General features: G+C 35.7%; 8 protein-coding genes and 1 rRNA gene. 4 read left to right on the top strand and 5 right to left on the bottom strand.

The features are described from left to right. Nucleotides 1-12 precede the first annotated feature (12 nt). Nucleotides 13-123 (top strand): 5S ribosomal RNA (gene rrf, locus QOX35_RS13255). 709 nt (nt 124-832) lie between these two features. Then, the gene (locus QOX35_RS13250) at nt 833-1867 is read left to right on the top strand and encodes a hypothetical protein (RefSeq protein WP_283687344.1); all 1035 of its coding nucleotides are present in this window, start codon (nt 833-835) and stop codon (nt 1865-1867) included. A 97-nt stretch (nt 1868-1964) separates the two neighbouring features. On the opposite strand, the gene dnaK is transcribed toward QOX35_RS13250, so the two are convergent. After that, nucleotides 1965-3869, bottom strand: coding sequence for a molecular chaperone DnaK (gene dnaK / locus QOX35_RS13245; protein WP_252637303.1), 1905 nt, complete (start codon nt 3867-3869; stop codon nt 1965-1967). 404 nt (nt 3870-4273) lie between these two features. Here dnaK and QOX35_RS13240 point away from each other — a divergent pair, with 404 nt between their 5' ends. Then, entirely contained in the window at nt 4274-5542 is a 1269-nt protein-coding gene (locus tag QOX35_RS13240) for a replication-associated recombination protein A (protein ID WP_283687341.1), read from the top strand. A 156-nt stretch (nt 5543-5698) separates the two neighbouring features. Then, nucleotides 5699-6961 (top strand): type IX secretion system plug protein, encoded by a 1263-nt coding sequence (locus QOX35_RS13235; protein WP_283687340.1) that lies wholly within the window; start codon nt 5699-5701, stop codon nt 6959-6961. Between the two features lie 75 nt (nt 6962-7036). Here the strand turns inward: QOX35_RS13235 and speA are convergent, their stop codons facing one another. The 4 genes from speA to lepA all read right to left on the bottom strand — a co-directional run bounded on the left by speA (nt 7037) and on the right by lepA (nt 11841). Further along, entirely contained in the window at nt 7037-8929 is a 1893-nt protein-coding gene (gene speA, locus QOX35_RS13230; RefSeq protein ID WP_135106438.1) for a biosynthetic arginine decarboxylase, read from the bottom strand. Between the two features lie 23 nt (nt 8930-8952). After that, nucleotides 8953-9420 (bottom strand): GyrI-like domain-containing protein, encoded by a 468-nt coding sequence (locus tag QOX35_RS13225; protein WP_135106436.1) that lies wholly within the window; start codon nt 9418-9420, stop codon nt 8953-8955. 2 nt (nt 9421-9422) lie between these two features. Continuing rightward, nucleotides 9423-9932 (bottom strand): flavin reductase, encoded by a 510-nt coding sequence (locus QOX35_RS13220; RefSeq protein ID WP_283687339.1) that lies wholly within the window; start codon nt 9930-9932, stop codon nt 9423-9425. Between the two features lie 121 nt (nt 9933-10053). Continuing rightward, entirely contained in the window at nt 10054-11841 is a 1788-nt protein-coding gene (gene lepA, locus QOX35_RS13215; protein ID WP_283687338.1) for a translation elongation factor 4, read from the bottom strand. Nucleotides 11842-11854 lie beyond the last annotated feature (13 nt).

Genomic DNA, 11854 nt, shown 5'->3' with positions numbered 1-11854 from the left:
CCGTAACGATATTCAGGTGGTTATAACACCGGGGCTCCACCTCTTCCCATTCCGAACAGAGAAGTTAAGCCCGGTCGTGCCGATGGTACTGCGTAAAAGTGGGAGAGTAGGTTACCGCCGTTTTAAACGCAAAGTCCGTATGCAATTAGATGTATGCGGACTTTTGCTATTTATACAATCCAAGTATACAAAGGATAATGATAATAGAAAGATGCGAATACATACACAGAAGAAGGATCTCATAAGCCAATGAGATCCTTTATTTAGATGATGGAAATAAATACTAATATATTCATCTTTAAATTATTCTTATGTTACATCCTCTATTTTACCTTTTTTAGAAACCTTAATATAGTTTCAAATAATTAAAAGATAAATTCTCATATTTTTTTCTAACTTTGCACGCTCTGCATTATCATAAATATGCAATAATCAAACTATTAAAAGTTTTATAACGCAAACTAATGAAGCTATATTAAGCTCCAATGAATTTTATGCATATGTTTGATATTGAAAAAATTGTTCAGAAAAGAGGATTTATTGATCATTTTATTGAACAGATAATGTATTAATTATCTTTTTAGGAGGATATACCACCTAATTATAATTGAGACATAAAATAAAAATATTATATATTTTGCTATTTCTGAATATATTAGGATATATCATTGAATAAAGCAGGCAGAAAATCAAGCAAAGAAGTATAATATATTGTATATGATTTCAGAGACTTTTACAAGATTATAATAAGACCGATACAAACGAATTAGAAAAGTACAGGAGAACTATACTTATATTTGATCATAAACAAACAACAATAAAGGGTAACAATATGCTTAATCCTATAAAGAAGAGAATGGGAAATTTGGTAGGTGGTAATAAGATATCAATAACTCATTTGCAACAAACAGAGGGTAATTATGCAGATGCGATTCGTGATTTTAATAGTGTGAGATTTACTAATTTCAGCTATGGTTTATTGCCTCCTTGCAAAGGTGAAAAATCATCATGTGATCTGGAAATCAAAGAAAAAAATAGAGATAAAATAGAAATAGAGTTGAAACAATGTAATGCTATTATCTCTAGAGGTGGGCGTATAGATATAAAGCCTATTAATCATTCTGACTTTGTGCGACTAGAATATGATTTTAGTCAAGAGATTGAAGATAATAAACATTGGAATATTGTTTTAGTTGTAGAACCATTTTATAATAAGTGTCAAGGTATTGTAAACACTCAAGAAACATCATCTAATTATAAACAAACCTATCATTTGTCTATACAACCAATAGGACAAATTCCGGAAGAAGAATTCGGTATATATAATCTTATTTTAGGACGGATTATTAAAGAAGATAATAATTACGATATAGATTCGAACTATATTCCTCCAAGCGTAATGATGAGCAGCCATCCTGATCTCGAAAAATATTATGAACTATTTGGAAAACACCTTAATGAGATCGAAATTTCATCTCAAAGTATTATTCAAAAAATACAAGATAAAGACAGTGATTCTGATCTAACAAATAATATGATATTTCTATCCGAAAAGATACTCATTTATATTGCAGAGATTCGTTTTAACTATACTAATAGAGGACGTTTTTATCAACCTATAGAAATAGCCAATGTATTTTCTGCTTTTGCTCGTGTGTGCTTTGTTTTCATTCATTCTATATCTTCAGAAAAAAAAGAAGAATTGTTAAATTATTTTCATGAATGGGGTGGTATTCAACCTAAAATGTTTTTAGAGCTTCTTTCCAATTTGGAAGAATGCCAATACGACCATCAAGATATAAGAAGCTCAATGGTTCGAATAGAATCTTCTTTAGCTTTATTTTCTGAGTTGTGGAGCAAAATTTAATGAATAAAAGGACTCTATATACAATACAAAAAAGCTCATTATACCTAATATAGGATAATGAGCTTTTTAATAAATATAGCTATCTGTTTCTATTTGCTTATTTCACTTCTTCAAAATCTACATCAGTTACATTATTGTCGCCTCCATTAGATTGGCTACCAGTATTACCTCCGGCTTCTTGTCCCGGATTAGCACCTGCTTGTTGCTGATTGTATATATTTTGGCTCAACTCCTGCATTAATTTAGTTAATTCATCCATAGCAGAATCAACAGCCGGAATATCTTGAGCTTTGTGAGCATCTCTTAGCTTATTTAAAGCACCTTCGATAGAAGCTTTCTGATCGGCTGGAATTTTATCTCCAAGATCTTTCAATTGATTTTCTGTTTGGAAAATAACTGAATCTGCCTGATTCAACTTGTCTATCTTTTCTTTTTCTTTCTTATCTGCTTCTGCATTAGCTGCTGCTTCGTCCTTCATTCGTTGGATTTCTGCGTCAGTAAGACCCGATGAAGCCTCTATACGAATAGATTGTTCTTTGCCTGTCTTTTTATCTTTTGCCGATACACTAAGAATACCATTGGCATCAATATCAAATGTAACTTCAATTTGAGGCTCACCACGACGTGCAGGTAATATACCGTCTAAGTTGAAGACTCCTATTTGTTTATTATCCCTCGCCATTGGACGTTCTCCTTGAAGTACAACAATCTGTACAGACGGTTGATTGTCGGCAGCGGTAGAGAATGTTTCGCTCTTTTTCGTAGGAATAGTTGTATTAGCCTCAATTAGCTTAGTCATCACATTTCCCATTGTTTCTATACCAAGAGAAAGCGGAGTAACATCAAGCAACAATACATCTTTTACTTCACCTGTTAATACAGCACCTTGTATAGCAGCACCTACAGCAACAACTTCATCAGGGTTTACACCTTTCGATGGTGTCTTTCCGAAGAACTTCTCAACTTCTGCTTGTACAGCAGGTATACGTGTAGAACCTCCGACTAAGATCACTTCATCTATATCGGATGGAGAATATCCTGCATCTTTCAACGATTGACGACATGGTTCGATACACTTACGGATAAGTGAGTCTGCCAATTGCTCAAATTTAGCACGAGTTAGATTTTTTACCAAGTGTTTTGGAATACCATTAACCGGCATAATGTATGGTAAGTTAATTTCAGTAGAAGTTGTGCTTGATAGCTCTATTTTCGCTTTTTCAGCAGCTTCTTTCAAACGCTGTAAAGCCATTGGATCTTTACGTAGATCTAAGCCTTCTTCATTCATGAATTCTTCAGCCAGCCAATTGATAATTACCTGGTCGAAATCATCACCACCAAGGTGAGTATCCCCATTGGTTGACTTAACTTCAAATACACCGTCTCCTAATTCTAGGATAGAGATATCAAATGTCCCACCACCAAGGTCGAATACTGCAATTTTCATGTCCTTATGAGCCTTGTCAAGACCATAAGCAAGTGCAGCAGCTGTAGGCTCATTAACGATACGTTGAACTTTAAGACCTGCAATTTCTCCGGCTTCTTTTGTTGCCTGACGTTGCGAGTCGCTAAAGTATGCAGGTACAGTAATAACTGCGTCTGTTACTTCTTGTCCAAGATAGTCTTCAGCTGTCTTTTTCATCTTTTGAAGGATCATCGCCGAAATTTCCTGAGGAGTATAAAGACGTCCGTCAATGTCTATACGTGGTGTATTATTATCTCCTTTCACTACTTTATAAGGTACACGGGTTACTTCGGTTTGAACTTGATCCCATGTTTCTCCCATAAATCTTTTTATGGAGTATATTGTTTTTTCCGGATTTGTGATAGCCTGACGTTTTGCAGGATCACCAATTTTACGTTCATTTCCCTCAATAAAAGCAACAACAGAAGGTGTTGTTCTTTTTCCTTCGTTGTTTGTGATAACGATAGGTTCGTTACCTTCCAACACGGCAACACAAGAGTTTGTGGTACCTAAGTCAATTCCTATTATTTTTCCCATCTTATTATATTATTATATTGTTTCTAATTAATTTCTATTATTATTTCTTTCAATTCATATTTCAATGACATTAGCCTTTGTTCAAAAGCTATGCCAAAATATAGGATGACAATAAAAAAAATAAAATATGACGATTTGTCAGAATTGATGGTGATTCTATTAGATCTATTTAATGTTTTTTATTTATAGGTGTTTATTTGTCTTTTTTTCTGTTTTATATATATTTTAGTGACTACTATAAACTATATATAAGTATAATATATCAAGACACAAATAAGAAAATATTTAATAATAACTTAATCAAGCTTTAATACATTTCTGTTCCGTTGGATAGCAATCCGGCTTGTTATTAAATCAAACTTTTTGTAGATTTGAAGATATTTAGAGCTTAAACATATATATCAATGAGCCAACCTTTAGCAGAGCGGTTACGTCCGCGTAATCTCGAAGAGTATATAGGACAAAAACATTTAGTAGGAGAGGGTGCTATTCTTCGAAAGATGATAGAATCGGGTAGAGTCCCTTCATTTTTACTATGGGGTCCTCCCGGAGTGGGTAAAACTACATTGGCTCAGATAATAGCGAATACACTTGATACGCCTTTTTATACTCTTAGTGCTATAAACTCCGGTGTAAAAGATGTTCGTGAAGTAATTGAATTGGCTAAAAAAAATCAGTTTTTTAATACCAAAAGCCCAATTTTATTTATTGATGAAATTCATCGTTTTTCTAAATCACAGCAAGACTCATTACTCGGTGCTGTAGAAACAGGGGTAATAACATTGATCGGTGCTACTACAGAAAACCCTTCGTTCGAAGTTATTCGCCCGTTGTTGTCACGTTGTCAGGTTTATGTCTTGCAATCGTTAGGTAAAGAAGATTTGGAAGAGCTGGCTCATAGGGCTTTAACGCAGGATATAATACTTAAAGATCGGGATATCGAACTTAAAGAAACCGATGCGATATTGCGTTTTTCAGGAGGCGATGCCCGTAAATTATTGAATATACTTGATTTAGTAATCTCTTCCGAAGTAAGCGATAAGATCACAATAACCGATAAACTGGTAACAGAACGCTTGCAAGAAAATCCGGCAGCATACGATAAAGGAGGGGAAATGCATTATGACATTATTTCTGCTTTTATAAAGTCGATACGAGGGAGCGATCCCGATGCTGCTATTTATTGGTTGGCACGGATGGTGGCCGGAGGTGAAGATCCGAAATTTATAGCACGACGTCTTGTTATTTCTGCTGCAGAAGATATTGGATTGGCAAATCCAAATGCCTTGTTGTTAGCAAATGCTTGTTTCGAGACGTTACATAAAATAGGTTGGCCGGAAGGACGTATTGTACTGGCTGAAACTACTATATATTTGGCAACATCTCCTAAGAGTAATTCGGCATACATGTCGATAGATGAAGCCATCGCTTTAGTCAACGAAACAGGAAATCTACCTGTACCATTACATTTGCGTAATGCGCCTACAAAGTTGATGAAGGAATTGAATTACGGAAAGGAGTACAAATATGCACATAGCTTTGAAAATAATTTTGTACAACAAGATTATGTTCCTAAAGAGATAAAGGGGAGACAATTTTGGAAACCCCAGCAGAATGCATCTGAAAGTAAAATAGTGGAATGGCTCAAAAAGCTCTGGAAAGATCGATATTAAGCGCTTGCTCAAGTATTATTTTTAAGAATTTAAATTATCTAATAATAGAATTGTAGTTTACTTTTATAGCTCAAAAGTGACATAAAAAAATAGATAATTACCTGTTACTTTTGTCACTTTTTGAAAAAAGACTATGCAATAATTAAGTTTAGAATAATGAATAATAATAAACTATTGCTATCTATAATCTTTTACCTAACGAGTATATATACTTTTTCACAAGTCTATCATACCCAGGCAATATCTGATGATATATATACGGTACAGGTAAATAAAAATAACGATTGGAGTTCATATCCCATCATAGCATTGAATGGCAATGATTATGTACATATCAGTTTCGATCGTATTTCTGAAGACTCAATGAATCGTTTACGTTATCGGATAATCCATTGCGATGCATACTGGAAAAGAAGCAGTGGCATATCCGAGATAGATTATCTAAGTGGATTCAATGATAACCCGATAGATGATTATGCCTCTTCTTTAAATACAACCGTAGAATATACCCACTTTGCTATTAATATGCCTAATAATGATGTGAATGTTAAATTATCTGGAAATTATGTTGTTGAAGTTTACGAAGATGGTACTCCTGACGAAGTTTTACTTACTGCTTGTTTCTCTGTCGTAGATTCACAAGTAAGTATCGCTCCAAGTATAACATCTAATACGGATATTGATACAAATAAAGGGCATCAGCAGTTGTCTTTTAGTCTATTGCATCAGAATTTTAATATAAGAGACCCTTTTACTGAATTGAAAATCTTTGCTTGGCAAAACAATCGCCTCGACACTGAAAGGCACCAAATAAAGCCTACTTACGTTAGTGCCGATAAACTAATATATGAGCACAATCGAAATCTGATATTTGAGGCTGGAAATGAATATCGTCGATTTGAAACGACAAGCTATAGATACAATGGGTTGAATGTAGAGCACATAGAATATAATCGCCCTAACTATACGATGTACATCGTTCCAGATAAAATCAGAGCTGGGAGATCTTATAGTTATGATCAAGATCAAAATGGAAGATTTTATATTAGAAGTAACGATGCGAATGATAGTGAGATAGAGTCTGATTACTTTAATACGGTATTTACTCTACCAATGGACAACCCGATAGGTGAGGATATTTTTATTAATGGAAATTTTACTGATAATAACTTTACCGACAAATACAGAATGAAATATGATGAAGAGCACAGACAATATTATATAGATCTGCTTTTAAAGCAAGGTTTGTATAATTATCAATATCTGACTAAGCCGGGAGCCAGTTACTCAACAGCAACAATAGAAGGTAATTATTTTGAAACAGAAAATGAATATCAGATATTTGTCTACTATCGCCCTTCCGGACAACGTTACGACAGCCTCATAGGCGTACAAAATATTCAATCAAGAAGTAAATAAGGTGATTAACCTAAATAAAAAATCCTCTTTATGCAATGCGTAAAGAGGATTTTAATATATATGCTTATACTTTAATTATTCAAGGTAAGTGTATCCATAAAGACCTGAACGATAGTTTGATAGGAATTCTTTTCCTTCTTCTACTGTTATTGTCCCTTGTTTAACACTCGAAGTAACCCATGTTTCAACAGTGCGAACAAGCTTCTTTGCGTTGTATTGGGCATAGTCTAATACTTCTGCTACGGTTTCGCCGTCTATCATTTGCTCTATCTTGTATCCGTCTTTATCAACTGATATATGAACCGCATTTGTATCTCCAAACAGGTTATGAAGGTCGCCCAATATCTCCTGATAAGCACCCACTAGGAATACTCCGAGATAATATGATTCGTTCTTCTTCATGCTATGTACCGGCAAGTATGATGACTGATTACCGTTAGAGATAAAGTTATCTATCTTTCCGTCAGAGTCACAAGTTACATCCTGTAGTGTTGCTGTTCTATCCGGCTTTTCGTCCAATCTATGAATTGGTATAATCGGGAAAATCTGGTCAATAGCCCAAGAGTCCGGCAACGACTGAAATAGAGAGAAATTACAGAAATATTTATCCGGTAACAATTTTGATAATTGTTTCAACTCTTCAGGAGCATGTTTTGCTCTGCCTGCAATTTGGAATATTTCACGGGCAATAGAGAAGTAGAGACGCTCTACCTGCGCTCTCGTTTTCAATGTTAACATTCCCAAACTAAATAAGTCAAGAGCCTCTTCACGAATCTGTTGTGCGTCGTGCCAAGCTTCTAACATACGTGATTGGCTAAGATCGTCCCATATTTGATAAAGCTCTTTAACGAGTTCATGGTCATCTTCCGACAACTCTTTATCTTCGTCCCACTCCGGCAAAGTAGCTGTTTCCAACACTTCAAATACCAGAATAGAGTGATGTGCCGTAAGCGATCTCCCCGATTCTGTTATAATATTAGGGTGGGGAATACCATTCTTATCAGCTGCATCTACCATTGTAGCGATAGAGTCATTCACATACTCTTGTATCGAGTAGTTTACACTACTTTCGTTATAAGAAGAACGTGTACCGTCGTAATCAACACCCAGTCCTCCACCAATATCAACAAACTCTACTTTGAAACCCATTGCATGAAGCTGCACATAGAATTGAGCGGCTTCACGTAAAGCTGTTTTTATCCGGCGAATTTTGGTAATCTGGCTTCCAATATGGAAGTGAATAAGACGTAAAGAATCCTGCATATTTGCTTTTTCAAGATATGCTAAAGCTTCTAACAGCTCACTCGAATTCAAACCGAATTTGCTTCCATCGCCTCCTGATTCTTCCCATTTGCCACTACCCGAGCTAGCTAGCTTGATACGGATACCAATATTAGGTGTTATTTTTAGCCTTTTAGCTATTTTGGCTATTAGCGGTATCTCATTAAGTTTCTCAACTACAATGAATATATGCTTACCCATTTTTTGAGCCAATAAGGCTAACTCAATATAGCTTTCGTCCTTATATCCATTACAGATTATAAGCGAATCAGAATCGGTGTTGATTGCTATAACGGCATGAAGTTCCGGCTTAGAACCGGCTTCCAATCCGATATTGAATTTTTTTCCATGGCTGATAAGTTCTTCTACCACCGGGCGCATTTGATTCACCTTGATAGGGTATATTATATGGTTTTGCCCTTTGTATTCATATTCTTCGGCAGCCTGTTTAAAGCACGTGGAAATTTTCTCGATACGATTATCCAGGATATCCGGAAAACGAATCAAAACAGGAGCTGACACATCGCGAAGCTGCAATTCGTCCATCAGTTCTTTTAAATCAACAGCCACCCCGTCTTTTCTCGGAGTTACAACAACGTTACCTTTCTCATTAACAGAAAAGTAATTAATACCCCAGCCTGCGATGTTATACAACTCAGCTGAGTCTTCGATGCGCCATTTTCTCATTCTTTGTGTAAAGTGAAATTTATTTAAATAGATAAATATGTTGTTATTTTAGCATTTTTAGGGTCTTTCGACTCCTCACCATAGATGTCGAAATCTGCTAAATAACGTCTTTTTATATTAGACTGCCAAATATGTGCCCAAGTTTTACCTATGGCATAAGGCAGTTCACCTTCCGAAAGGTACTTATAATATTTCGATTCCGGTATTTCTTTGAAAGTCAATCCCAAATTTGTAGGTATCCCTTCAACACTGGAAACTTTATAACCTAATACAGTCGTGTATTCTCCTGTATAGTCACTCTCATAATCAGTATAAATGCAATAGATATCATTAGATACCTTATTCGGCATCAGTTGCTGAATGTAAGCATTACGGAAAAAAACTTCCCATAGTTTTGCAATATCCTCTTGCGATTGATGATTCTGATTCGTAGTACGGACAGATATTCCAACAACCACAAACTTAGTCAGAGTGACTTCTTCTCGATTCATCCTTATTTCCTCTTTAAGATATTTGTTACTTCTGCAATATACAAGTAATGAAAATCCTTTTCGGGATACCATCTTTCGATGATGTCTTTCTCTAAAAAAGCATCTTCTTGAATGCGCTGGACAAAGAGCTTTTTGACAAAAATAGCTGTTTCCGCTTCCATAAAATATGGTATATTCTTATCGAAAGCAATATTTAGTCCGGCTTTTGAGATTTTATCTTCATCACGTCCCGATACTTTACCTAAATAACTTAAGTTCTTTAAGTATTTTTTATCAAAGAAAGTAAGAGAAAAAGATTCAGTACTTTCTACAAACTCCCTTGTGTATCTTTGAGGACGTATAACAACAAATACTACTTCTTTGTTCCACATCACACCGTATCCACCCCAACTTGCAGTCATTGTATTCACTGTTCCATCGGGCTTAGATGCAGTAACGAGCATCCATTTGTTTTTTAACCCAAATGAATCGGGAGTAAAATCTTTTATATCTATTTTTTCAAAAGATGTCATGATTTAGCAATTGTCAATATCGTTTTCAATTAAAAAGTAACAAAAGTAACAGTTTTTGTACTGTTTCTAGATGTCACTTTTTTATATCTAAACTAATTCTAATGGTCTGTATAAAGATAATTTAATCGAGTTTCAATACAGCTAAGAAGGCTTTTTGAGGAACTTCTACGTTTCCTACCTGCTTCATACGTTTTTTACCTTCTTTTTGTTTTTCGAGAAGTTTACGCTTACGAGAGATATCACCACCATAACATTTCGCCGTAACATCTTTACGTACGGCCTTGATCGTCTCACGGGCGATAATTTTAGCACCAATGGCAGCTTGTATTGCTATATCAAATTGTTGACGGGGAATAAGTTCTCTCAATTTTTCACACATGCGACGTCCGAAGTTTACGGCGTTGTCAACATGCGTAAGTGTAGAGAGGGCATCTACAGATTCACCATTTAATAGTATGTCAAGTTTTACAAGCTTCGATTCACGATAGTCATGCATATGATAATCGAAAGAAGCGTATCCTTTCGAAATACTTTTCAGCTTATCGTAAAAGTCGATAACAATCTCACCTAATGGTATATCATATATAATCTCAACACGATCTCCTGATATATATTCTTGTTTGATAAGGATACCTCGTTTGCCGAGACATAAAGTCATAATAGCCCCTATATAGGTGGTGTTGGTGATTACTGAAGCACGTATATAAGGTTCTTCTATATAATCTATCAGGGTAGGGTCGGGGAGTCCTGCCGGATTGTGAACCTCTTTCGTGTTCCCTTTCTTGTCGTGAACTATATAAGATACGTTCGGAACAGTTGTGATCACATCCATGTTGAATTCCCGGTCGAGGCGTTCCTGTATAATCTCCATATGTAAAAGACCTAAGAATCCGCAACGGAACCCAAATCCTAAAGCAACAGATGATTCCGGCTGAAATGTAAGAGAGGCATCATTCAACTGAAGTTTCTCTAACGATGAGCGTAGGTCTTCAAAGTCTTCGCTATCGATAGGATATACTCCGGCAAAAACCATTGGCTTTACTTCTTCGAAGCCATCAATAGCCTTGTCGCACGCTCCTTTTACATGTGTGATAGTATCACCAACTTTTACTTCTTTCGAAGTTTTAATCCCTGAAATTATATAACCAACGTCGCCACATCTAACTTCATTGCGCGGAGACATATCCAGTTTTAGCACACCTACTTCATCAGCGTCATATTCTTTACCTGTTGCAAAGAATTTTACGAGATCACCTTTCTTAATTGTTCCATTCACTACTTTATAATAGGCAATGATACCACGGAAAGAGTTAAAAACTGAATCGAAAATAAGTGCTTGCAATGGAGCTTCGGGGTCTCCTTGTGGTTCCGGTATTCGTTCTATAATCGAATCCAGTATGGTATAAACGCCTTCTCCTGTTTTACCACTGGCTCGTATTATATCTTCTTTTTTTACACCTAACAGTTCTATGATCTGATCTTCAACTTCATCAGGCATAGCACTTGGCAGGTCTATTTTGTTCAGAATAGGAATAATCTCAAGATCATGCTCGATTGCCATATACAGGTTTGATATTGTTTGTGCCTGTATCCCTTGTGCCGCATCTACGATCAACAAGGCGCCTTCACATGCTGCTATAGAGCGCGAAACTTCATACGAAAAGTCAACGTGTCCGGGAGTATCTATCAGATTAAGAATATATTTTTCGCCTTTATATACATATTCCATCTGGATAGCATGGCTTTTTATCGTGATGCCACGCTCACGTTCCAGATCCATGTTGTCAAGTACCTGAGCTTGCAAGTCTTTGCCTTCAACAGTCTTTGTATACTCTAAAAGCCTGTCAGCAAGGGTACTTTTACCATGATCAATATGAGCTATAATGCAAAAATTTCGTATTTTATCCATTCTATAATAAATC

Origin of the sequence: Dysgonomonas sp. Marseille-Q5470, assembly GCF_951230145.1 — a bacterium.
Taxonomy (GTDB): Bacteria; Bacteroidota; Bacteroidia; order Bacteroidales; family Dysgonomonadaceae; genus Dysgonomonas.
This window is presented reverse-complemented; position numbering and strand designations above follow the sequence as displayed.